This window comes from Prochlorococcus sp. MIT2308, from assembly GCF_059772345.1.
Genome location: NZ_CM186283.1, coordinates 1,841,185 through 1,864,038, shown reverse-complemented (window position 1 = coordinate 1,864,038; position 22,854 = coordinate 1,841,185). Strand labels below are relative to the sequence as shown.

The following is a 22,854-nucleotide window of genomic DNA, read 5'->3' as shown; positions in this document are numbered from 1 at the left end:
TCTCCTGAAAACCCATCTGCCCAAGATTTTAGCCAAAATTACACTCATGAATAAAATTTTTTCACCGGCAAGCCTCATCACCATAGGAGGAGCATCCCTTTCCCTAATTGGACTAACAGCCTATTTCACTGATGCAACAAATCTCAGTGTACCAACTTTCTTTTATGGAGTACCTATATTCCTGATAGGTATATCATTGAAAACCACTGAAGTTCCCCCTGCCCTAAGAGTAGTTCCTGCATCTAAGTTTGCATCAGAGAGAGATAAAGCTCCTGAAGAACTGGGAAAACTAGTTAAAGATGTGACCAGATGGCGCTATGGTCAATCCTGCCAGCTTGAAGCATCTCTAAGAGTATTAAAGCTTTGGGATATAGACACTCCTCCCCAGCTTAAAGAAGTAGAAGAATTGGTTAAAGATGGTAATTATGGAATACGAATGAGATTTGAAATGGCTGCTGTATCTTTAGAAAGATGGAATGCTCAAAAAGAGCGTTTAGGAAGATTCTTTGCTAAAGGTTTGCGCGCTGAACTATTTTGCCCCACACCCGGTGAACTAGATTTAACCCTACTTCCGCAAAAACAAGAAGAAAATTCACAAGAAAATGAATAAAGAAGCGCAACAAGCTAAATCCAGTAAGAATTCTAATAAAACTTTTTCGGACAAAGATTCAATAAGAGTCTCTGTCTTAAGCGAGGCTCTTCCTTATATTCAGCGTTTTGAAAATAAAAGGATCGTAGTCAAATATGGTGGCTCGGCCATGACAGACAAAACTCTTCAAAATGCAGTTTTTAGAGATCTAGCTCTTCTTTCGTCTGTTGGCGTACAAATAGTAGTCATTCACGGGGGAGGTCCAGAAATAAACCAATGGTTGGAAAAATTAGGAATAATGCCTGTTTTCCACGATGGTTTGCGAATTACTGATACCAAGACCATGGATGTAGTAGAAATGGTTCTTGCTGGAAGAGTAAATAAGCAGATAGTAGGCGGAATCAACAATCACGGAAGCTTAGCTGTTGGACTATGTGGAATAGATGGTGGACTTGTTGAGGCAAGAACGCTTGGAGATGGAAGTCATGGTCTTGTGGGAGAAGTTGCGAAAGTAAATATAAAGATACTAAGCCCTCTTCTTGAAGAAGGTTACATACCAGTCATTTCTAGTGTTGCCAACTCTTCTGATGGCAGATCACACAATATCAATGCTGATACTGTTTCTGGAGAGCTTGCGGCAGCACTTGGTGCAGAAAAATTAATCCTTCTAACAGATACTCCTGGCATCTTAATGAATGAAAATGATCCTTCTTCCTTAATAGAAAAGATACGTCTATCGGAAGCCAGAGAATTAATTGATAAAGGGATAGTAAAAGCAGGAATGAAACCAAAAGTTGAATGTTGTATTCGTTCTCTTGCCCAAGGGGTAAAGGCTGCTCATATCATTGACGGAAGAACTCCTCACGCACTTCTACTAGAACTTTTCACTGATGCAGGTATTGGAACAATGGTTACGGGTAGAGGTTAAATGCCAGACATAGCTTCAGTTATAAAAGCTGCTGAAGCGGCCCTCGATAAAGGTGACTATGGTTTTTGTATAAAAATAGTAAAACCTCTACTCCTAGAATGCAAAGCAGAGACAGCAATAGGAGGACAGCTTAGACTAATTATAGTTACTGCCTACATGGGCAAAGGTGATGAACAAAAAGCGATCAATGTTTGCCAAGCATTAATTCATAATAAAAAAGAAAGTGTCCGTCAACAAGCCAAACAGCTTTTATCAATACTCGAAGCCCCACAATTACCAAGGCCTTCAAACTGGTCGGTAGAAATACCAAAGATAGAGATGGAGCCATCTCTAAAATCGTCATTTAAAAGAGCGAAAAAGAAGAAAGAGAGAATTTACCATCCTCCAACTGGTACAACGAAAAGTTTAGACTTTGGATTTTCAATAACAGCTTTATTAATTATTTTATTATTAACTTTTCTTCTTAGTGGTTGCGTCAACATGTCAACCAACTTGAGTATTACTGGTCCTGATCGACTCAAGTTTTCACTTGATATAGATAGCAATTCTGGTAAATTAATTCCATGGCAGATGGAATTTGAAAGTAATCTTACAAAAAAAAATAGCATTTTAAGACTCCAGACCAAGCAGGGAAGACAGCATTTTGAATCACCAACTATTCGTTTTGAAGAAGCAAATAAATTACTTCAACAAATAGCTTCAGTAGCCGCGAAAACTAGCGGGTTCAATATAAATAAACCTGAAATAATTACAAACAACAAAAACTGGTTAATTGGCACAAGTCAAAATTTTAAAATTTATTTTGACTTAAAAGAAATCCCAAAAATCCCTGGATTAAAAATAAACATAATCATTAACGACGTTGGTAATAAAAATAATTTCAGGTCCAAACCTCTTGAAACCAGTTTTAAAGAAGGCTCAGCATTCTTACCTCTTGAGATTGGTGAGATTAACCAACTTGAAATTTCAAATTGGGAATGGAACCAAATTTCAATTGGGATTATCCTGATAATTGCTTTAACTTTGCTGAGCTTATCCCTTCAAAGATTCCGCCTCAAAATGGGTTTCGGTTTTCCGGAACTACCACCTTAATCAAGATAAAAACTCATAATTGTATCGGATCAGGATCAATAGAAAGATTTACTCCTTTTGGTAAATCTTTCCATAATTCAGGTCCATAGGCAAGTGGGATCTGACTTGATTGAGGACCGTACAAAAGAAGTTGCCAACGGCTTTTACCTGCGACTCTCTCAACCAATGAAGGTGCTGGACCGACCAATTTCCAACCTTTTTGACTACAAGCATGATTGATTTTTGACAAAACATTAAATGCTCCCTTTGATGTCAACTCTGAAGATTCGCCAGAGAACCTTAACAAGCAGGCCCGACTGTATGGAACCATCGCAGCTTCTCTTCTAGTCTTTTCTTCTTTCTTCAAAAATTCTTCGTACCTTCCGTCAATCAAATGACGAATAACAGGATGTTCAGGACAATAAGTTTGCACTACAACCTTCCCAAGCTTCTCACCACGTCCAGCACGACCAGCCAATTGCATAAAAAGTTGAAGAGTTTCTTCAGTAGCCATTAAATCAGGGCGATGCAATAAACCATCTGCCGCCAGGACGACTGCTAGCGTTACTTTTGGTAAATCCATACCCTTAGACAGCATCTGAGTGCCAACCAAGATATCGGCGTCACCATTAGCGAATCTTTCTAACAGCAATCTATGGCCATCACGTCCTCTAGTTGTGTCCCTATCAAACCTTAGTAGACTTATACCCTCAAGTTCTCTTTCTAGATGATCCATAACTCTTTGTGTCCCAGTACCAAACGGTTTAAAAGCATTTGAGCCACATTCTCCACATTTATCACTAATGCTCGAACGAAAGTCACACCAATGACAACGTAGCCATTCAACCCCATCTTTCGAACGATGTACAGTTAGAGCAACATCACAATGAGGACATTGAACAACCTCTCCACAACTACGGCAACTTAAAAAACTACTATATCCACGTCTAGGGACCAGAATGATGGCTTGATTGTCGCTCTCTTTCATAATCAAAAGCTGTTGTTTTAGATATCTACTAATCAAACTTCGATTTCCAATAGCTAATTCCTCCCGCATATCTACAATATTGACAGTTGGCACTTTACGATTCAAAATCCGTTGGCTTAATTTCGCAACAACCACATTGCCATTGGGTTTTATATTTTTCCATACATTTAGTGAAGGAGTTGCGGTTCCAAGTATTACTTTAGCTCCAATTTTTTTTGCACGATGAATTGCCAACTCTCTTGCATGGTAGCAAGGCATGGGAGATTGTTGCTTATAAGAGCTATCATGTTCTTCATCAAGCACGATCAATCCTAAGTTCGATAATGGTAAAAAGACAGCTGAGCGAGTACCTATAAATATACTTGGTTTTGTAGTCTGTAAAGATCTCTTCCATGCATAAATTTTCTCTCTATTAGAACAATTACTATGATACTCAAAAACATTTAATCCAAATCTTTTTCGAAAGCGATCAACCAATTGTGGCACCAAACCAATTTCTGGCGTGAGGACAAGACAATGTCTATTTTCAGACAACTCAAGAGCTACAGTTTGTAGGTATACTTCTGTCTTCCCAGATCCAGTGACACCCCAAAGCAAAAGAACTGATCCATATGGAAGAGACTCATATTTTTCTTTTGCTGATTTTTGCTCTAAAGTTAGAATTTGAGGGTCCTCAATGTTCACCTTCATCTTTTCATTAGATTCTTCATCAGCAAAAGTATTTGAGAAAAACAGACGTTTTTCTCTTTCTCCGCAACCAGCCGAAACAAAATTTCTAATCAATAAAGAAGAAAACCCTTCTGCCTCTAAATCTTTTTGCCATTTTCCTCCTCCACTTGTAAGTAAAATTTTCTTTAACTCAACCTGTCTAGGAGATATCTTTCCCTGATGATTCTTGTTCGCCAATTTCACCCACCAAAGTTTTTTAGGTCTATTCGATAGTTTTGACCTTCCCAACCAACCAGGAGGTAACGCGGTCTTAAGCATCTGGAAATCACTTACAAACAATTCACGAGCCATTTCCTCTAACCACTCTCTCCATTCTTTTTTGATAGCTGCTTTTTGAACTAATGTTTCCACATTATTGAATGAAATATTTTCAGAGTTTCCTTTTGAATTAGTTATACATTTTTTCATCTTATTAACTACCAGCCCTTGCATGCGTTGCCCTTTCAGACGCACTGTTACGACATCACCCACATCAATTCCCAAATTATTTCCATCCCGATAAGAGAAACATCGTCCCTCACGACCCACATGCAACCAAATATCAAATATAAAAGGGTTCATATCATTATTTAATACTTGCCGACTTCAGAAATTTTTTCTACCATTGGATTGTGAACAGCTTTAAAGCTGTTGTGGAACTTGCAAAATTCCACCCAGAGGGAAGACTAGAAGCTTTGTCAAGAATAGGAAAAATCCAATTCTTAGATAAGCCGGTCTGAGAAATCCCCTGACATCCTTGCTTATACATTTTCATTCCTCAACAAAACATCCTTCATAATTTCCAAGTCCAAATTGATGTCATGTGATTTTTCGCAAGATTTGTCACGATTGAGGACATTCTCAAATTAGAGTGTTTTTGTTGAATTTTTAAAAATTAAATAGTTTTTCCTGAAATATTATCTCTAGGAGATTCCACCATTTTTCGGGTAATAACCTGAGCTCTGAAACAGACCACAAAAACCATCCGGAAAATCATGTTAAAGGAAAAAAAGACATCTAAAAATATTTCTCTTAATCAGGAAAGTAACAACAATTCCAAAAAAATTAAAAAAACAGCCGCTAAAGTAAACGTGACTAAAGAAACTCAAACTCTTCCTCAAGAATCTTCAAATGATCTAAAAATTGATTTAGATCTAGAGGCGGATAAATTAATTGCTGAAGCAAATAAAGTACCTGAAGCAGATATCGAACTAGATGATGATGATGACGATAATGCCTCAGTTCTATCTAGTGCTCAAGAAGCAGCAGCCAAAGCTTTAGCAAGTATCAAAATTGGTCCAAAGGGAGTTTACACAGAAGACTCGATTAGGGTTTATTTACAAGAAATTGGTCGTATAAGACTTCTCAGGCCAGACGAAGAAATCGAGTTAGCAAGAAAGATAGCTGATCTTCTTCAATTAGAGGAAGAAGCCGCGCAATTCGAAAGTGAGAATGGACATTTCCCATCAGTAAAAGAATGGGCAGCTCTTGCAGAGATGCCATTAACTCGCTTTCGACGGCGTTTAATGCTTGGTAGACGAGCAAAAGAAAAAATGGTGCAATCGAACCTGCGATTAGTAGTTTCGATTGCAAAAAAATATATGAATAGAGGATTATCTTTTCAAGATCTTATCCAAGAAGGAAGTCTTGGTCTCATTCGTGCAGCTGAGAAATTTGACCATGAGAAAGGATATAAATTTTCAACTTACGCTACCTGGTGGATCAGACAGGCTATTACCAGAGCAATTGCAGATCAAAGCAGAACAATTCGTTTGCCTGTGCATTTATACGAAACAATTTCACGTATCAAAAAAACCACTAAAGTTTTAAGTCAAGAGTTTGGAAGGAAACCAACCGAAGAAGAAATCGCCGAAAGCATGGAAATGACAATTGAGAAACTTAGATTTATTGCCAAAAGTGCCCAACTACCCATTTCTTTAGAAACACCTATTGGGAAAGAAGAAGATTCTAGACTTGGTGATTTTATTGAAGCGGATATAGAAAATCCTGAACAAGATGTAGCAAAAACCCTGCTAAGAGAGGATTTGGAGGGTGTTCTTGCTACATTAAGTCCTAGAGAAAGAGATGTTCTAAGACTTCGTTATGGCTTAGATGATGGGAGAATGAAAACTCTTGAAGAAATTGGACAGATTTTTGATGTAACTAGAGAGAGGATAAGACAAATAGAGGCTAAGGCTCTCAGAAAACTCCGTCATCCAAATAGAAACGGGGTCCTAAAAGAATATATCAAGCTAAACTAAAACAATAAAACCACAAACTTTACTTTACTCAGCGATTACTAAACCTAGGATTTGCTAGAAGGTAAACCTCATTTCACATTAACCTTATTAAATTATTTTCCAAGAATTTTAATTTTGTAAGGTTGACTGCTTAAGGTAAAGAAATAGAAAATATTTGCTAATGACACTAGACCAACTGCGCATCGCCTCTCGCCGAAGCCAGCTGGCCATGGTTCAGACGAACTGGGTACGAGATGAACTCCAAAAGGCCCATCCTGATCTTGCTATCACTATAGAAGCAATGGCTACACAGGGTGACAAAATACTTGATGTAGCCTTAGCAAAAATAGGAGACAAAGGTCTGTTCACTAAAGAACTTGAAGCTCAAATGCTTGTTGGTCGTGCCGATATTGCAGTCCACTCACTGAAAGATTTACCTACCAACCTTCCACAGGGATTAATTCTTGGCTGCATAACAGAAAGGGAGGATCCCTCGGATGCGTTAGTAGTTAATGAAAAAAATCAAATTTACAAACTAGAAACTCTGCCAGAAGGATCTGTAGTAGGGACTAGCTCCTTAAGAAGACTTGCTCAATTGCGATACCATTATCCAAGTCTTATTTTCAAAGATGTACGAGGAAATGTTATTACACGATTAGAGAAGCTTGACTCAGGAGAATATGACTGCCTAATCTTGGCTGCTGCTGGATTACAAAGACTTGGTTTTGCTAATCGAATACATCAATTAATACCAACAGATATTTCACTTCATGCTGTGGGTCAAGGAGCTCTCGGCATTGAATGTGTAAATGGTCAACAAGAGGTGCTAGATATTTTAAAAACACTTGAGCACGAATCAACATCTAAAAGATGTTTAGCAGAAAGGTCGTTCCTCAGAGAACTTGAAGGAGGATGTCAAGTTCCAATAGGCGTTAGAACTGAAATCAACAACAATGAATTAACTCTTGAGGGTATGGTCGCAAGCTTAGATGGAAAAAGATTAATTAGAGATATAAAAAAAGGGTCGAAAAGCTCTGCGGAGGAAATCGGAATAGAATTAGCTAATGAACTAAAAGGGCGTGGTGCTGGGGAGATATTAGAAGAAATATTCAAATCTGCACGGGCCTAAATCATTGAAAAATTTAATTAATTAATTTAGGATCTATTTCAGATAAGTAACGCTCCTCGCAGGATTTAATAATCTGAACTGCTTTTTCAACATCAAAGAAACCATTTACAGTACAAGTTCCTGGTTTTTTAAGATCCTTATAGTGCTCCCAATAATAAGTTGTTTCTTTGATCCAATGCTTCCCTAATTGTTCAAAGCTTTTTATGTGATCCATCCTCTTGTCATCAGCTATTACACCAATTACTTTGTCGTCAACTTCACCCCCATCATCAAAGGTCATAATTCCTATTATCCTTGCCTCAACAATTGAACCTGGGATCAACGGTTCAGTAACACCAACAATTTCAATATCTAATGGATCACCATCTTCATCCCATGTCCTTGGGAGACATCCATAAGCAAAAGGATAGGCTAGGGACGAATATCCAACTCTATCAAGCTTTAAATGGCCAGTTTCAGTAATAAGTTCGTATTTATTTATGGTATTTGAATTTAATTCAACAATTGTATTGACTCTAAGTTCAGATTCATTGGCAAACGCAGGTAATACATGAAGCAGATTAGGCATTGATCTGCTAGGTGCTTGGTCAAGGTTAGCCATAGTATTTATTTATGTTCCTACATCGTAAATCAAAGAGGTAAATGTAAATGTGGTTGTGGCACATATTTAGAAAAGTTTCAAAAAAAAATATGCACAACTAAATTTTTATTTTATTCAGAGATTTTAGAAAGCTTTTCAAGTTTATTGTCTAAGTATTCAAGAAAATAATTTGGCGATAATGTCGTTCCTGAGACCTTTTCTACAAGTTCCTCGGAATCCAAACTTCTCCCATGATGATGAACATTTCTGCGAAGCCAATCCAATATTTTACTGATTTCCTTAGATGCAATTATATTTTCAATTTTTCCTAAATCTTCCTCCAGAGTTTTTGTTAGCTGAGCGCTAATAAGATGACCCAGTAAATAAGAAGGAAAATAACCAAACATCCCTTCACTCCAGTGAACATCTTGCAAGCAACCCTCAGCATCATTTTCAGGCGAGACACCTAAAAGGTTCCTATACCTTTTATTCCATTCATTGGGCAGGTCTTCTACAGAAAGTCCTCTCTCGAGAAGGTCAATTTCCAAGTCAGTCCTAATCATTATGTGTAACCCATAACTAAGCTCATCGGCCTCTACTCGATTCAACCCTGGAGTAAATGGATTTAGATTGATGTATAAATCATTCCCAGAGTGAATTGGAGCACCTGCATTCTCAAAATGATGCCAAAAAGACTTTGCAAATGAAAAGCTCCTAGCAATTCTATTTTCCCAAAATAAAGATTGACTCTCATGAACGCCCATAGAGGTTGCTTGACCTAACGGCCATGCAAACCATTGGTGACTTTGCGATGGTAACCCTTGTTCATACAGAGAATGTCCCCACTCATGTGCGGTAGCCAATAAGCAAGAAAGGGGCTGACCTTTGACTATTCGCGTCGTAATTCGATAATCATCCGGGCCCAAAGTTATGGAGAATGGATGAGGAGACTTAGCTATAGCTGTATTAGAGGGGTCCCTGGACCAATCATTTAAAAGTATCTGACAGAGCTTTTCTTGATCACTAATTGCTAAATCCCATTTCTTACTCTTTTTACTTGTTATTGTCGCAGCCTTCTGAATCAATTCGGGCAATCTTTTTTTTAAAGGTTCAAATAGTTCGCTAACACGATTAATCGTTAAGTTCGGTTCAAAAGGTTGGGCAAGTGTCTCCCAACAACTTCTTTCTTCACCGAGCTGATTGGATTGTTCTGTTCGTAATGAAATTAATTTCTTGAGAGATGGAGAAAAGCTTTTGAAATCATTATTTTTCTTGGCTTCCTGCCAAAACATATAACCTTCAGACTTTGCTGTTGCAAGCTCAACAACCAACTTCGGATCCAAACTTTTTTGTCTATTGAAATCTTGCTCAAGCAACTCAATATTTCTAAACCGATCTGTAATTTGTTGTGAATCAAAATCGTCTTTTACTTTTAAATTTTGAAGTTCGAATTTTGCTTCTTTTATTAAAAGTTCGAACTGTTCAGAACTTTGTCTTGCATGAAGTTGCTTAGCCAAAAGACTTAATTGCTCTCCTCTCCAGGTCGAACCAGCAATAGGCATAGATGTGTTTTGATCCCAATAGAGAGTGTTTTGTATAGATCCCAATAACTGCGTATCTTTTAGGTAATCACCCAAAAGCTGCCAAGCAGACTTTGACAAAGTATTCCATTTGATATTTATTTAATCCTAATATCAAATTGATGAAAAAAGATCTGTATTTGGTCAATTTAAAATAATTTAAATCATAATTTCTGATTTAAATTATTTACTCATGATTTCAAGATAAAAAATATATCTTTTTTTTATCAGCTCGAATTCAAAATACTTTATACTTAATAGAAAAAACAAACCTGTTAAAATTTCATATAGCTTGGTAAGACAGTTTATTAGCAATGGAACAGATTTTATCTACATTAGATTTCGAGACGAATGGACAAGGATTCACTGACGTCACACAAGACATTAATCATTGGATCCAATGTAAAAAGTTTCAAAAAGGAATACTTCTTATTTTTTTAAAGCATACTAGCTGTAGTTTAATTATAAATGAAAATGCGGATATTAATGTTCTCAAAGACCTCTCAGCATACATGCAAGCTATTGTCCCAGAGGAGGGATTTTATCCAAATAACAGAACCAGTAAAAAAATAAAATATCTTCACTCAGAAGAAGGCTTAGACGATATGCCTGCTCATATCAGAACAATGCTTACTTCAAATAATTTAAACTTCAGTGTTGTGAATGGTAAATTAGAAATAGGTTTATGGCAAGCAATCTATATTTGGGAACACAGAACATCAAATAAATCAAGATCATTACAATTGCATGCTATTGGTGATTTTGATTTAAATTAAAATTAAATAAAAAAAACCTATGGTGTCCTTATTAGAGAAAAATCAACTAGATTACTTTATAAAAAACAACCCTTCATGGATAATAGATAATAATACGATAAAGAAAGAATTTAATTTCGATAATTTTATAGATGCTTTTGGCTTTATGAGTAAGGTCGCTCTTTTATCTGAAAAGATGGATCATCACCCAGATTGGCAAAATACATACAATAAAGTTAAGATCAATCTAACTACTCACGATAAAGGTGGTATTACCACTAACGACATAAAGCTTGCTGAGTCTATTGATAAATTAATCAACCCCTAATGCATCATTAATTACTACTACTGAAATGAAAACAACTAAATCCGATGCTAAAAACAATATAGTCTCAAAAACTAATATTCCGATTACAATTATATCAGGATTTTTAGGTTCAGGAAAAACAACTTTATTAAATCATATTCTTACTAATCAGCAAGGGATAAAAACAGCTGTATTAGTTAATGAATTTGGTGAGATAGGAATTGATAATGAGTTAATAATTAAAACTGAAGAAGAAATGATTGAGCTAAATAATGGATGTATATGTTGTTCTATAAATGGTGAGTTAGTAGAAGCAATAGAAAAGTTAATTAATGCCAACAAAATCCTAGATTATATTATAATTGAAACCACAGGATTAGCAGATCCTCTTCCAGTTGCTATGACATTACTTGGAAGTGATTTAAGAGATCAAACAAGACTAGACTCTATTATAACTTTAATAGATGCTGAGAACTTTAATGAAGTCGCTTTCGAAAGTTCCATAGGAAGATCCCAAGTAATTTATGGTGATATATTACTTCTTAACAAATGTGATTTAGTAAATAATAAAGACATAGAAAAGACCATAGCCAAGTTAAAAGAAATAAAGAATGATGTGAGGATTTTAAAAAGTATTAAAGGAAATATTCCTCTAAATCTATTATTAAGTGTAGGTCTATTCGAAACTGATCTTATAAATCAAGAAGACTCATATCATGAAAACTCTCATGAACATGAACATGAACATGAGCATGAACATGAACATGAACATGTTCATGTTCACTCAGAAGAAGATAATAAAATTGAAGATTTTCTTTCTGTTTCTTTTCAAACTAAAGAACCTTTATCTCTTAGAAAATTCCAATATTTTCTAGATAATCAATTAAAAAGTAATGTTTTTAGAGCAAAAGGTATACTTTGGTTCAGAGAAAGCGAAAGAAGACATGTCTTCCACCTCGCAGGCAAAAGAATTTCCATTGATGATAGTGATTGGGGAGAAGAAAGAAAGAATCAACTTGTCTTTATTGGTAAAGAATTAAACAAAGTGAAAATACTCTCTCAATTACAGGCATGTATTGACAAATAATCAAAAATACCAACTTAAAAAGATAAATTGAACAACATCAAATCCACTTTAAAAATTTTTAAAAAAGAGAAAGGCATAAACTTTATCTATAAAATAATAGGATTGAGAAATAGTCGCTATATATTAAAGTTCTTAGTAGTCCTATTAACATTTTTTGTTTTATTGCCGTTATTCACCCTCGCAGGAGAGGCTTTATACGGTATTAAAAAAGGATCTATCTATTTGACGATAAACAATCTTAATGAAATAAAAGGAACACTATTATTATTGATTTTTTCTCTAACTCTAGGAGGATTTTTAGGAGTAGCTAATGGTTGGATTTTAGCCAATTGCCATTTCAAAGGGCGAAAAATTCTTAGAATTTGCCAACTAATTCCTTTCGCAACTCCAGCTTATCTTTTAGCCGCTACATTCATTGACCTCGGCAGCATAAATTCCATCAGAATAACCGGATTGTTTTGGGGGGTATTAATAATGGCATTCACAACCTATCCATATGTATTTCTACTATGTTCTGAAAGTTTTGAGAAAGGTGGTAGAAAACAAATTGAGGCATGCAGAACTCTTGGGATAGGTCCTTGGAAAAGTTTTTTTAGAATATCTCTGCCAATAGCTCTTCCCTCAATCACTGCTGGGTTAGCTTTGATGGCGATGGAAATCATAAATGAATTAGGTGCCGTTCAACTTTTAAATATTCCAAGTATTTCTGCTGGAATACTTGAGAGTTGGGTAGAGGAGGGTGAGCCCTCAGGTGCCATTGCTCTTGCCTTATTTGCTCTAATTATAGTTTTTCTATTAGTTGCAATTGAACGCAAATCAAGAGAGAGAAGTAAGCGATGGACAGACGGAGTAAGTAATGGAGGCTCGCCAAAATGGGAATTAAAAGGCATGAATCTATTACTTGCTCAAGTTATAACCTTTACTCCTCCAATGTTTACATTAGGTATTCCAATTACATGGGCAACAATAAATATTGATCAAATGAATCAGGGCTTTAATACAGATTTAATTGGATTAACTATTAGGAGCTTTAGCTTAGCCTTGGCTGTTTCACTTGTAACGATATTCATATCATTGATTTTATCAATTTCTAAGAGATGGCATAATCAAAACTGGCTAAATATATTGACCTTTTTATCCAGTATTGGCTATGCAATCCCTGGCTCTGTCCTAGCTCTTGCTCTTCTTTCCTTTAAAGGAAATATTTGGCAAATAAATATACTAAGCTTACTGATATGGGGTTATAGCATTAGATTCCTAGCTGTTTCTAAAGGTGGTCTTGATGCTGGGTTTGAGAGAATTTCACCAAATATAGATAATGCAGCAATAAATCTTGGGAAGAACTGGTCAGATGTCCTTCTCAAGATACATCTACCACTTCTCAAAGGACCAATGTTGGTGGGTATCCTTCTTGTTTTTGTGGACACCATAAAAGAATTGCCTTTAACTTTTATTTTAAGACCTTTCGATTTTGATACTCTTTCTGTACGAATATTCCAATATGCCGGTGATGAGAGAGTGGCAGAATCTATTTTACCTTCATTGATAATAATTTGCTTGGGATTAATAGCCTCTTTAGCCTTAATCCCCAGCCTAAACAACAGAAATAATTAACACAGATATTTAAACTTTAAATAATCTTTTAACAGGGTAAACTAAAGCTGCCAGAATATCAGAAATTGTTGAAACAAGGCGATAGCAAAGCAATGAAGCTATCAGAGGCGCTTCTGGCAAATGTGATGAGCCAAGGCTAAATAGAATTACAGATTCAAACACGCCTAAGCCTCCTGGGGCCGCTGGGATTATAAGGCCAGTAATCCATGCAAAGGAAAAGTAAGATATTAATTCACCATGAGAAACAAATGACCCAATAGAGAATGCATTTATACAACATAAAAATCCTAGGAAGCGGAAAAGAAAAAATATAGTCTCCACTAATATTGGCTTATAGGGATAAAAAATCGTTCTTGGATTATTTTGTGCTAATTCTATGTCTTTAATATTATCATTATTAATAAAAATTTTTGCCTTCATTACCTTCAATTTATTGACAACAAACTGTCTAAATGCTGGCAAAAAAATGAGAGTAGTTGACCAGCAAAGTATATAAATAGCAATATTAAAACCTCGAAAAGGTATAAAAATAAAGCCTGAAACCAACATTAAAATCGGTTCTAATAAAATAGATTCAATTGATTTTTCTTTGGAAAGCTCTAAGCGCAAGTTATTATATCTAGATACAAAATGCCATATTCCACCTGGCAAATATTTATATATATTTGTAGCTAAAAATAACTTTATAATATTCAACTTATTTATATTGCAGCCAATATTGTCGATTAAAAGCTTCCATGCATAAGCATTAAAAATTACACTTAAAAAGCTAAACAAAAGACCCCATATTAGCCATAATATTTTTTGACTAGTAATTGTCAGATTAGATAAAGACTCGGAATTTCCATATATTGAATTTCCAAGAAATACAAAGCAAATAAATGTTACTAAAAGTTTGATATTAATTTTAGATAATATCAAAAATATAAAACTGTTTATTTCAAATTGAACCTTTTTCAAATTAAGCATTAATTCGACTAATCATCTAACTCAAGAAATTCTGATAATTCTAAAAATAATCTTTGGCGAATCTCTTCTATACCAATTCCTGTTTCCAAAGATATTTTAGTCAAGTCATCATGTTCTATTTTTATTGAAGTCTTGGCATTTGGTCTCTTAATTTGTTTAACATTGACTTCCCCAAATTTAGTTTTGTAGCACAGCTTTCGTCTTGGAAGTATCCAGCGACTAATCTTATTTTCTCTTATTCCAATTGTTGTACTATATTTAAACCAAACTTCCCTTATTAGGGTTTGATGTTTTGGGTAGATAATAGCTTTTATGCATATACCTTTTCTATTTTTTTTCATATCAACTGAATAACAAATCACATCTATAGCACCGGCAGCTCTTAATCTTTCTATCAAAATTGCAATATCTTCAGGGGTAGAATCATCGATCCAAGCCTCCTGACAAATTATGGTCTCATATGCAGGCTTATCATTATTTTCTTTGTAAGCCTGGTGCGAATCTATTAGCAGAACGCGTAAAAAATTTGGTCTAGAAAGATTTTTACTGCCTAAACCAATACCAATCTTTTTAATAAATATATTATCTGGGCGACCTACTTTATCTACAAAGGTTGCCATCAATGCAATACCAGTGGGTGTTGTTATTTCACCAAGATATTCATCCTCTAACAACATCAATGGGATGTTAAATTGTTTGGCTATCTCCAAAACTGTTGGGACTGGAACTGGCAAAGGGCCATGCGAGGTAGATACAATTCCTTTCCCAGAAGGTGGACTTGAAAAATAAATATTGTCTGGTTTTAAAAAATCTATAGCCGAGCATACATTGACAATATCAACGATGGAATCAATTGAACCTAGTTCGTGAAAATGAACATCTGTAATTTGATTCCCATGAACAATTCCTTCTGCCTCTGCAAGAATTTCGAAAACCCTAATAGATTTTTTTTTCACATAATCATTCAAGCTTGAATCAAGAAGCAGGTTTTTAATATCATTAAAACTTCTAGGTAATTCTTTAAATTCACTTTCATTTCTTATGCAGACAATTCCTCTAAATCCATTACTATCTCCTTGATTAAATTTTAATTTATAATTTTTATCTATTTTTAAACTTGCTAAGTTATTCAAAAAAATAGAGTACGGAACACCTAGATCTAATAATGCTGATGCAAGCATATCTCCAGATATTCCAAGACAACAATCAATAAAAATAGATTTCATTTATGAGTATATTTATACACAGAATGCATTTGGATAAATCAAAAGACTAATTTTTATTGTCAAGTCTTTTTCTATTATTATTATCCATATTTTTTTGAAGAACTGGAGCTATAATTTGAAAATCCTCAACCAAAAGTTGATAGTCAACACGACGAACATCAAGGCTAATAAAATGTTTTAAATATTTGATAGGTACTTCACCTTTAACATTTACCTTAAAAGGTATGGCTTTCTTTTTTTGATTTCTCGGCTTTTGACGGATTTTTACCACTAAATCCTTATCTTCTGGCTTAGTAAAAACCAATTCTCCTCTTATTGAGAAATAATCATCACCTTCCAATAAATCATCAGAATCAGCATTAAAAATTGAAGCTTCATTCAATTCATCTTTCTCCTTAAGATCTTTTTTTAAAGTGCTAGGTTCCCAAATGCCTGTGATTTGTAAATGAAGATTTTTATTATTCCTACATCTTGGATATACAACCCACAGGTGAGGTTTTTCTAGAGAGACATGATTACGGATTAACGTTATGACTCTTCCAAGCAGGACTGAATCTATTTCATTACCTTTAGTATCAATGAGATTACCACGAGTAAAATTGTCATCATCTTGGGGCTTGTAAATACCTCTAACCATTCCAATTGCTCTGTATTGCAATGGATCAGTGACCAAGGGGATTGGGTGGTTCTGCATCTATTTAATAAATTGCCCATTAATGACCAATCTTAAATTTACCAAAATCTCTACAAATACTATTCTGATTTTATTCATTTGGGACATTTTCATACTGTGACTGATCAAATGCCTTCAGAGCTTCATCGAGTGCGTCAGATGGAGTTGTTGCATCATCCATAGCTTCTGCTTGCTTTAGACGATTCATTAAATCGAATGGATCGATAGGCAAACCTTGATCAATTTGACTTTCTGCATCAAAAGTATTGTAAATATCTCTTTTCTCATCGATAGAATAATTTTTTACTTCTGAAATTTTTGTAATTTTTAAAGAGAAAATAACTTGCCCGGCAGTAATTAAAATTGGTGTTAAGAAAACGAAAGTCAAAAATAATTGACGATGAATAATACTTCGAGTTTGATTCAAAACTTAACTTTGGTCTAAATTTATATAATAATAACTTAAGTAATAGAAATTTTAAGTCTTGCTTATTGCGACATGGAATGTAAATTCTATTCGTTCAAGAATAGATCATGTAAAAGAGTGGCTAATCACCAACAACGTTGACATTCTTTGCTTACAAGAAACAAAAACAGAAGATCAATTTTTTCCAGTTGAAATTTTTTCAAATCTTGGATATGAGGTATCTATCTCTGGGCAAAAGTCTTATAATGGAGTAGCAATTATAAGTAAATTCCCGATTAGTAATATACGGCTTGGCTTTGATACGGTAATTTCAGACTACAAAGATTTAGCTGTCTTAAGTCAGCAAAAAAGAATTATAAGCGCTGAAATAAACGATATTAGAATTATAAATGTTTATGTTCCAAATGGATCGTCATTAGATTCAGATAAATTTATTTATAAAGAAAAATGGATAAAAGGATTACATGCTTATCTAAGGAAAATAAATTCAAGTCATACACCTATATGTTTATTAGGAGACTTTAATATCGCTCCTGAAGATAAAGATATACACACACCAAGTAATTTTGAGGAATCAATCATGGCTTCCTCTAAGGAGAGAAAATTACTTAAAGATGCTTTAGGAGGAGAATTAGAAGATGTTTTTAGAATTTTTGAGCCTGGAGGAAAAAATTGGTCTTGGTGGGATTATCGCCATTCAGCCTGGGAAAGAGACAAAGGTTGGCGAATCGATCATATTTACTTAACAGAAGATATTCTTAGTTGTGCCAATAGTTGCTGGATAGATAAAGAACCAAGATCTAGAGAGAAGCCAAGTGACCATGCACCTGTAGTTGTCGATATCAGCTGGCCTCCAACAGAAACTGAAAATGAATTTTTCTTTTAAAAAATTAGATTATTTTCTATTTTCATATCATCACAGAATTAACAAATCAAATATTTACAATTTGCTAAAAAATATTTTTAGCAAAGGGCATCGCCTCTTAAGATGTCAGTCTGCAACTTGTTTTTATGATCAAGCTCAACAAGAAAAATAGCTCCTTAAAAGATTAAAAAAAATAACCAGATGCTGAACAGATTCAAAAATTTAGACGAATCAGTCACTTTTAGGCCATTATGGCGAACTGTGTTTATGAGCTCATTAGCTGAGGTGCTGTGACAGACGCGTTGAACACAAAAAGATCTGAAGAAATTTTTGGCTCTGCCAAAAATTTAATGCCTGGTGGAGTCAGTTCACCTGTAAGAGCTTTCAAATCTGTTGAAGGGGATCCAATCGTTTTTGATCGAGTTAAAGGTCCTTATGCTTGGGATGTTGATGGAAACAGATACATCGACTATGTGGGTAGCTGGGGACCAGCTATTTGTGGCCATGCTCATCCTGAGGTGATTGCGGCCCTTCAAGAAACACTGGAAAAAGGAACTAGCTTTGGCGCACCTTGTGTTCTTGAAAACCAACTCGCTGAAATGGTTATAGATGCCGTACCAAGCGTTGAAATGGTCCGCTTTGTGAATAGCGGCACCGAAGCATGTATGGCTGTTCTTCGTTTAATGAGGGCCTTCACCGGGAGAGATAAAGTTATCAAATTTGAAGGTTGCTATCACGGACATGCAGATATGTTTTTAGTGAAGGCAGGCTCAGGTGTAGCAACACTAGGTCTGCCAGACTCACCGGGTGTCCCAAGAAGTACTACTGCTAATACTCTTACTGCTCCTTATAACGATCTTGAAGCAGTAAAAGAACTATTTGCTGAAAACCCTGATGCAATATCAGGAGTCATACTGGAGCCAGTTGTAGGGAATGCAGGCTTCATAACACCTGAACCAGGATTCTTAGAAGGATTAAGAGAGGTAACTCAAGAGAACGGGGCTCTTTTAGTTTTTGATGAAGTAATGACTGGTTTTCGGATCAGCTACGGAGGAGCACAGGAGCGTTTTGGAGTTACTCCTGATTTGACAACTATGGGCAAAGTAATCGGAGGAGGCCTTCCAGTAGGCGCTTATGGAGGACGCAAAGAAATCATGTCCATGGTTTCCCCTTCTGGCCCGATGTATCAAGCAGGTACTTTGAGCGGAAATCCTCTTGCTATGACAGCAGGTATTAAAACTCTTGAACTGCTTAAACAAGAAGGAACATACGAAAAATTAGAAGCTATTACAAAAAAACTTTTGGATGGAATCCTCACTGCTGCAAAAGAATCAAATATTCCAATTCATGGTCAGAGCATTAGCGCTATGTTTGGTTTTTATCTATGTGAAGGCCCTGTTAGGAACTTTGAGGAAGCTAAATCTGCTGATACTGAACGATTCAGTAAAATTCATAGAATGATGCTTGAGAAGGGTGTTTATTTAGCTCCAAGTGCATTTGAAGCGGGTTTTACATCATTAGCTCACTCTGAAGATGATATAAACGCGACAATAAAAGCTTTTCAAGAAAGTTTTTCTGAAATCTCATAAAAAAAAGTCCAACTAAAGATTACTTTAATTGGACTTTTTTTATTGGGTTCTAATTACTATCTATTCTTTCCTCCTACAATAACCGGGACATTTCCAGAAGAACTGCCAGGCAAAGATGGAACAACTTGTGTCTCGCCATTCCATTTATCTAAAAACAATTTAAAAAGCACTTGATCATCAAGACTTTTATTTAATGTGTCATACCTGAGAGCTTCTTGCTCAGCAATTTTAACCTCAGTTTGAGCTCTCAATAGTTTTTGCTCAGCAATTTGTTTTTCTTCAATTGCTGCTCGATACTCATCTGCAATCGTTAAACCCGTTAAATCAAGAGATTGAACATCTACATAGTCAAACTTATTAAGCTCTTCTGCTACTGTTTTTTCTACTAATTCTGAGATATCACTCCAGGAACTTGCGATAGTTACTAATTCATACTTTGAGAAAACTGACTTAAGTGCTTTCAAAAGTGATGGTTGGATAATCCTATTGTAAATCTCTCTATCGTTATAAGAAATTGTTTTAAATACTCTTCCAGCTTCGCTAGGTTTTAAAGCATATTTTACAGTTGCAGTAGCAGAAATAACCTGCAAGTCTTTGGTTAATGAATCAAACTTCTCAGGTCTAACCTGAGTCTGAACATTAAAAGGATAAGTATTTTGGACAAAAGGTACTTTGAAATTCAGACCAGGCTTACGAGATCCGCCACTCACTTTTCCTAATGTTGTCACAACTGAAACCTGCCCAGCAGGGACAACAAAAAATGATTGAGTAAGAAGTAAAAAGCCGGTAAAGGAGAGGACTAGTAGAAGAGTTGTTGTGCCACCAGGTCCATTCGGAGTCACATTACGAAATGGAGTTGTCATAAAAAAGCTTGTCTAGAATGATTTTATGTTGATTTAGAGAATATTGTGAAATTTGTTAGATAGAAAAAATAATCAACTTATTTTTTTAATTGATCAAGAAGAGTTCTTGCATGAATAAAAACTCCATTTTCTTTACTTAAATCATCTCTTTAGCAGTTCTTAAAACCTCCAAATAAAGTTCTTCATCAATCTCTCTAATATCATATTCTGTAGGCATCGTCCCGTGCTTATGTTCATGAACAATCATCCAACATGATCTTTCCAATTCTTTTTTTGACATGCCAGAAAATTCAAGTGATTTTTTAGCAAGTTTTTGTATAGTTTTTTCCATAATAAAGAATCATAAAAATCAAAGTTTTAAATTATCATTTTACTATCTATAATTTTCAAATTGAAGAGCTATTTCCAGATCCTCTTCCTGTTTCTTGATTAAATTAATTGCAGTTTGCAAATCATCTTTGTTTTTACCAGTTATTCTCAAACTTTCTCCTTGTATTGAAGCAGAAACTTTCTTTATGTTATCTCGAACTAGCTTACTGAGTTTCTTTGCAATTTCTTGAGACAATCCTTTTCTTAATAAAACATTTTGCAATACCATATTTCCACCAATTATTTCAATCTTTTGGAAATCGAAAATTTTTAATGATAAATTTCTTTTCGTAGCCTTCTGCAATAAAATATCCTTTACAGATTGAATCGTCATCTCACTAATAGAAACAATAGATAATTCATTTTCTTTAAGATCTATTTTAGTCTTTGAATCTTTAAGATCATATCTTTGATCGACTTCTCTTCTCAATTGATCAATAGCATTTACTAATTCCTGGTGATCAAATTCTGAGACTACATCAAAAGAATAAGAAGAAGGCATAAAAACTTCAATTTGTTACCACCATTTTATTATCAAAAAGAGAAATTGCTTATAAATATATTTAAAAGATATTTTGTAGGCTTAAAAAATAACTATAAATAAATCATTATCTTTGATTTTAAATTAATCAAAAAACATAAGGCTGACAATCTTTCCCATATCTTCAGCACTATGACAACTACTCAATAATGTTTCACTGTCATGGAATGCGAAACAAATCAATTGATCACATCTATTAATAATTTCTTGATTACAAAGACTACTTGCCATTGGCAAAGGTAAATCATTATTTTCTTCTTTTTCTATTAAATGTAAAACGCTCCCAAGAAGATCTTTTACCTCTGCAGTCTGCCTATCTAGAGATTGAGGCAATAAAACAGTTAAGAGAGAGGGGTTAACATCTAAAACGGCTCTAATTACTGCCGCATTGACCCCTTGTGAACCTGATGTAATTATCGAATGCCCCTCCTGAGCCAAAGAGCGTGCTATTAATTCGACTATGTGAATCGAAACAACTGGCACATGCCTACTCCCTAAAAAAGCAATCCTTCTTTTTCCCTCGTTTTTTAGCAAGGCCAATTCCTGAGCGAGAGTATCAACTCGTCCCAATGCAGGAAGATCGAGTGATCGACTCAAGGACATCCTAATTCAGATAATTTTAAGGTAGCACTATTCATGAAGTCAAAAAGAAATTCCTAAAGTTTTAAAGATTCGATCAAGGTCGCAATGTTCTTGAACTAACCGAAAAGCATAAGTAGCTTTGACTGTTTCATGAAGACGAACATGGCCAAATGCTTGCTCAATAACTTCAACTGTTGAGAGTGTATCTCTATCAACTTTTAGCAATGGAACATCTAATTCTTCGGATCTATTAATTAATTGTGGCAGTGGTTCACCAGCACCTGTCAAAATCAGACATTGAGTGGAAGCTTCCAAAGCCGCTAATTGGATATCCGTTCGATCAGCGCCAGTAACTACTGCCATATTACGCCTTCTTCGAAAAAATTCCATTGCCGAATTAACACTCATCGCACCGATGCTCAATGTTTCTACCATCAACTCAAGCCTGTCAGAGCAACAAACAACTCGAGCATTTAAACGTCTCACCAATTCTTCAACCGTGACACTCCTCAACAAAGGGGACCTAGGCATTACCCCAAAAACATCTAAACCTAGTGACTTAAGCGATGGAACTACATTATCTTTGATATCTTTAATTTGATCAGGGTTAACAGCATTTAAGATAACTCCACTTAAATAATCACCAAGTTGATTTTTAGCCTCCAACAAAGCTTCAACACTTCTACTATCTTGCCAAAAATGAGCGAGTAACACTTTAGCATTTAAACCTTTTGCGAGTTGACTGAGACTTAACCCATACAAGAGTCCCTCATGCAAACTCCCAGCGGCCTCAAGAATATTGATAGTATCACCAGAAGAATCGAGAGATAGCTTTAACTTATCAAATTCAATTCCAGGGTCTAAGCTCTTTGATTGAATTCTTTTACTAGCAGTAGAGGCACCCAAAAATTGAATCGAGGGAATTAAATTTTCAACAGACATTTTTAAAGTCTCTCCAACGAACCTAACGTCATCATCAATCATCTCTTGAATGTCTCCTCCTTCAGAGACATTCAACTCAAGACTTGTCGCTAAGGGTTTCCCAAATCTAACCAAATAATTTGAAGCGATTAAATTTCTTGCTATGCCAAGAACTAAGGCTGATTTACCACTAAATGGTTCACATGATCCAATTAGAAAGGTCTTGCTCATTAATTAAAGACCTGATGTGAGA

Annotated in this window: 23 protein-coding genes; 11 read left to right on the top strand and 12 right to left on the bottom strand. The window is 35.2% G+C overall.

Features of this window, described 5'->3' with window-relative positions; translation table 11 throughout:
- The first annotated feature begins 46 nt into the window (after positions 1-46).
- Genes AC6EIW_RS10635 through AC6EIW_RS10625 form a run of 3 tightly spaced genes read left to right on the top strand, consistent with a single transcriptional unit; the run spans position 47 to position 2,609 of the window.
- On the top strand, positions 47-610 hold the full coding sequence (locus AC6EIW_RS10635; RefSeq protein ID WP_498520563.1) for a DUF2854 domain-containing protein: 564 nt from the start codon (positions 47-49) through the stop codon (positions 608-610).
- Positions 603-1,517 carry an acetylglutamate kinase gene (argB, locus tag AC6EIW_RS10630; RefSeq protein ID WP_498520562.1) on the top strand — a complete coding sequence of 305 codons (915 nt, stop codon included), beginning with the start codon at positions 603-605 and terminating at the stop codon, positions 1,515-1,517. The genes AC6EIW_RS10635 and argB overlap by 8 nt, the downstream gene beginning before the upstream one ends.
- Positions 1,518-2,609: a DUF3153 domain-containing protein gene (locus tag AC6EIW_RS10625; protein ID WP_498520561.1), complete on the top strand. Its 1,092-nt coding sequence runs from the start codon at positions 1,518-1,520 to the stop codon at positions 2,607-2,609.
- 13 nt (positions 2,610-2,622) lie between these two features.
- On the opposite strand, the gene priA is transcribed toward AC6EIW_RS10625, so the two are convergent.
- Positions 2,623-4,866 (bottom strand): replication restart helicase PriA, encoded by a 2,244-nt coding sequence (gene priA / locus AC6EIW_RS10620; protein ID WP_498520560.1) that lies wholly within the window; start codon positions 4,864-4,866, stop codon positions 2,623-2,625.
- 413 nt (positions 4,867-5,279) lie between these two features.
- Here priA and rpoD point away from each other — a divergent pair, with 413 nt between their 5' ends.
- A complete protein-coding gene (rpoD, locus tag AC6EIW_RS10615; protein WP_498520559.1) occupies positions 5,280-6,545 on the top strand; it encodes an RNA polymerase sigma factor RpoD in 1,266 nt (421 codons plus the stop codon).
- 160 nt (positions 6,546-6,705) lie between these two features.
- Positions 6,706-7,653, top strand: a complete 948-nt coding sequence (gene hemC / locus AC6EIW_RS10610) for a hydroxymethylbilane synthase (protein WP_498520558.1) — start codon at positions 6,706-6,708, stop codon at positions 7,651-7,653.
- Between the two features lie 13 nt (positions 7,654-7,666).
- Here hemC and AC6EIW_RS10605 read toward each other — a convergent pair whose 3' ends face one another.
- Both AC6EIW_RS10605 and AC6EIW_RS10600 read right to left on the bottom strand, forming a co-directional pair.
- Positions 7,667-8,254, bottom strand: coding sequence for an inorganic diphosphatase (locus AC6EIW_RS10605; protein WP_498462338.1), 588 nt, complete (start codon positions 8,252-8,254; stop codon positions 7,667-7,669).
- Positions 8,255-8,364: 110 nt separating this feature from the next.
- Positions 8,365-9,894 carry a carboxypeptidase M32 gene (locus AC6EIW_RS10600; RefSeq protein WP_498520557.1) on the bottom strand — a complete coding sequence of 510 codons (1,530 nt, stop codon included), beginning with the start codon at positions 9,892-9,894 and terminating at the stop codon, positions 8,365-8,367.
- 233 nt (positions 9,895-10,127) lie between these two features.
- Between AC6EIW_RS10600 and AC6EIW_RS10595 the strand changes: the two genes are divergently transcribed.
- Genes AC6EIW_RS10595 through AC6EIW_RS10580 form a run of 4 tightly spaced genes read left to right on the top strand, consistent with a single transcriptional unit; the run spans position 10,128 to position 13,576 of the window.
- Positions 10,128-10,589: a secondary thiamine-phosphate synthase enzyme YjbQ gene (locus tag AC6EIW_RS10595; protein WP_498520556.1), complete on the top strand. Its 462-nt coding sequence runs from the start codon at positions 10,128-10,130 to the stop codon at positions 10,587-10,589.
- A 19-nt stretch (positions 10,590-10,608) separates the two neighbouring features.
- The gene (locus AC6EIW_RS10590; RefSeq protein ID WP_498520555.1) at positions 10,609-10,896 is read left to right on the top strand and encodes a 4a-hydroxytetrahydrobiopterin dehydratase; all 288 of its coding nucleotides are present in this window, start codon (positions 10,609-10,611) and stop codon (positions 10,894-10,896) included.
- A 25-nt stretch (positions 10,897-10,921) separates the two neighbouring features.
- Positions 10,922-11,962, top strand: a complete 1,041-nt coding sequence (locus AC6EIW_RS10585; protein ID WP_498520554.1) for a CobW family GTP-binding protein — start codon at positions 10,922-10,924, stop codon at positions 11,960-11,962.
- 54 nt (positions 11,963-12,016) lie between these two features.
- Positions 12,017-13,576: an ABC transporter permease gene (locus AC6EIW_RS10580; protein ID WP_498521651.1), complete on the top strand. Its 1,560-nt coding sequence runs from the start codon at positions 12,017-12,019 to the stop codon at positions 13,574-13,576.
- Between the two features lie 9 nt (positions 13,577-13,585).
- Here AC6EIW_RS10580 and AC6EIW_RS10575 read toward each other — a convergent pair whose 3' ends face one another.
- The 4 genes from AC6EIW_RS10575 to AC6EIW_RS10560 all read right to left on the bottom strand — a co-directional run bounded on the left by AC6EIW_RS10575 (position 13,586) and on the right by AC6EIW_RS10560 (position 16,871).
- On the bottom strand, positions 13,586-14,497 hold the full coding sequence (locus AC6EIW_RS10575; RefSeq protein ID WP_498520553.1) for a lysylphosphatidylglycerol synthase transmembrane domain-containing protein: 912 nt from the start codon (positions 14,495-14,497) through the stop codon (positions 13,586-13,588).
- 56 nt (positions 14,498-14,553) lie between these two features.
- Positions 14,554-15,771 carry a nickel pincer cofactor biosynthesis protein LarC gene (gene larC, locus AC6EIW_RS10570; protein ID WP_498520552.1) on the bottom strand — a complete coding sequence of 406 codons (1,218 nt, stop codon included), beginning with the start codon at positions 15,769-15,771 and terminating at the stop codon, positions 14,554-14,556.
- A gap of 46 nt (positions 15,772-15,817) precedes the next feature.
- Entirely contained in the window at positions 15,818-16,465 is a 648-nt protein-coding gene (gene patR, locus AC6EIW_RS10565; protein ID WP_498520551.1) for a heterocyst master regulator PatR, read from the bottom strand.
- A 70-nt stretch (positions 16,466-16,535) separates the two neighbouring features.
- Positions 16,536-16,871: a hypothetical protein gene (locus AC6EIW_RS10560; protein ID WP_498520550.1), complete on the bottom strand. Its 336-nt coding sequence runs from the start codon at positions 16,869-16,871 to the stop codon at positions 16,536-16,538.
- 58 nt (positions 16,872-16,929) lie between these two features.
- Here AC6EIW_RS10560 and xth point away from each other — a divergent pair, with 58 nt between their 5' ends.
- Positions 16,930-17,757 (top strand): exodeoxyribonuclease III, encoded by an 828-nt coding sequence (gene xth / locus AC6EIW_RS10555; protein WP_498520549.1) that lies wholly within the window; start codon positions 16,930-16,932, stop codon positions 17,755-17,757.
- Positions 17,758-18,086: 329 nt separating this feature from the next.
- Positions 18,087-19,325, top strand: coding sequence for a glutamate-1-semialdehyde 2,1-aminomutase (hemL, locus tag AC6EIW_RS10550; RefSeq protein WP_498508223.1), 1,239 nt, complete (start codon positions 18,087-18,089; stop codon positions 19,323-19,325).
- A 56-nt stretch (positions 19,326-19,381) separates the two neighbouring features.
- On the opposite strand, the gene AC6EIW_RS10545 is transcribed toward hemL, so the two are convergent.
- The 5 genes from AC6EIW_RS10545 to AC6EIW_RS10525 form a co-directional block, all read right to left on the bottom strand.
- Positions 19,382-20,188 (bottom strand): prohibitin family protein, encoded by an 807-nt coding sequence (locus AC6EIW_RS10545; RefSeq protein ID WP_498520548.1) that lies wholly within the window; start codon positions 20,186-20,188, stop codon positions 19,382-19,384.
- A 136-nt stretch (positions 20,189-20,324) separates the two neighbouring features.
- Positions 20,325-20,519 carry a DUF8662 family protein gene (locus AC6EIW_RS10540; protein WP_498506837.1) on the bottom strand — a complete coding sequence of 65 codons (195 nt, stop codon included), beginning with the start codon at positions 20,517-20,519 and terminating at the stop codon, positions 20,325-20,327.
- A 42-nt stretch (positions 20,520-20,561) separates the two neighbouring features.
- On the bottom strand, positions 20,562-21,059 hold the full coding sequence (locus AC6EIW_RS10535; protein WP_498520547.1) for a YajQ family cyclic di-GMP-binding protein: 498 nt from the start codon (positions 21,057-21,059) through the stop codon (positions 20,562-20,564).
- A gap of 123 nt (positions 21,060-21,182) precedes the next feature.
- Complete coding sequence (locus tag AC6EIW_RS10530) at positions 21,183-21,701, bottom strand: DNA recombination-mediator protein A (protein ID WP_413682807.1); 519 nt, start codon at positions 21,699-21,701, stop codon at positions 21,183-21,185.
- 39 nt (positions 21,702-21,740) lie between these two features.
- Positions 21,741-22,832 carry a DRTGG domain-containing protein gene (locus tag AC6EIW_RS10525; RefSeq protein ID WP_498520546.1) on the bottom strand — a complete coding sequence of 364 codons (1,092 nt, stop codon included), beginning with the start codon at positions 22,830-22,832 and terminating at the stop codon, positions 21,741-21,743.
- Positions 22,833-22,854 lie beyond the last annotated feature (22 nt).

Excerpts from the sequence above, each read along its gene's own strand:
- rpoD (WP_498520559.1), top strand. The coding sequence starts at position 5,280 with ATGTTAAAGGAAAAAAAGACATCTAAAAATATTTCTCTTAATCAGGAA.
- AC6EIW_RS10585 (WP_498520554.1), top strand. The coding sequence starts at position 10,922 with ATGAAAACAACTAAATCCGATGCTAAAAACAATATAGTCTCAAAAACT.
- AC6EIW_RS10540 (WP_498506837.1), bottom strand. The coding sequence starts at position 20,519 with ATGGAAAAAACTATACAAAAACTTGCTAAAAAATCACTTGAATTTTCT.
- AC6EIW_RS10530 (WP_413682807.1), bottom strand. The coding sequence starts at position 21,701 with ATGTCCTTGAGTCGATCACTCGATCTTCCTGCATTGGGACGAGTTGAT.
- argB (WP_498520562.1), top strand. The coding sequence starts at position 603 with ATGAATAAAGAAGCGCAACAAGCTAAATCCAGTAAGAATTCTAATAAA.
- AC6EIW_RS10525 (WP_498520546.1), bottom strand. The coding sequence starts at position 22,832 with ATGAGCAAGACCTTTCTAATTGGATCATGTGAACCATTTAGTGGTAAA.
- priA (WP_498520560.1), bottom strand. The coding sequence starts at position 4,866 with ATGAACCCTTTTATATTTGATATTTGGTTGCATGTGGGTCGTGAGGGA.
- AC6EIW_RS10605 (WP_498462338.1), bottom strand. The coding sequence starts at position 8,254 with ATGGCTAACCTTGACCAAGCACCTAGCAGATCAATGCCTAATCTGCTT.
- AC6EIW_RS10635 (WP_498520563.1), top strand. The coding sequence starts at position 47 with ATGAATAAAATTTTTTCACCGGCAAGCCTCATCACCATAGGAGGAGCA.
- AC6EIW_RS10590 (WP_498520555.1), top strand. The coding sequence starts at position 10,609 with ATGGTGTCCTTATTAGAGAAAAATCAACTAGATTACTTTATAAAAAAC.
- AC6EIW_RS10535 (WP_498520547.1), bottom strand. The coding sequence starts at position 21,059 with ATGCCTTCTTCTTATTCTTTTGATGTAGTCTCAGAATTTGATCACCAG.
- hemC (WP_498520558.1), top strand. The coding sequence starts at position 6,706 with ATGACACTAGACCAACTGCGCATCGCCTCTCGCCGAAGCCAGCTGGCC.
- AC6EIW_RS10595 (WP_498520556.1), top strand. The coding sequence starts at position 10,128 with ATGGAACAGATTTTATCTACATTAGATTTCGAGACGAATGGACAAGGA.
- AC6EIW_RS10545 (WP_498520548.1), bottom strand. The coding sequence starts at position 20,188 with ATGACAACTCCATTTCGTAATGTGACTCCGAATGGACCTGGTGGCACA.
- hemL (WP_498508223.1), top strand. The coding sequence starts at position 18,087 with ATGCCTGGTGGAGTCAGTTCACCTGTAAGAGCTTTCAAATCTGTTGAA.
- patR (WP_498520551.1), bottom strand. The coding sequence starts at position 16,465 with ATGCAGAACCACCCAATCCCCTTGGTCACTGATCCATTGCAATACAGA.
- AC6EIW_RS10625 (WP_498520561.1), top strand. The coding sequence starts at position 1,518 with ATGCCAGACATAGCTTCAGTTATAAAAGCTGCTGAAGCGGCCCTCGAT.
- larC (WP_498520552.1), bottom strand. The coding sequence starts at position 15,771 with ATGAAATCTATTTTTATTGATTGTTGTCTTGGAATATCTGGAGATATG.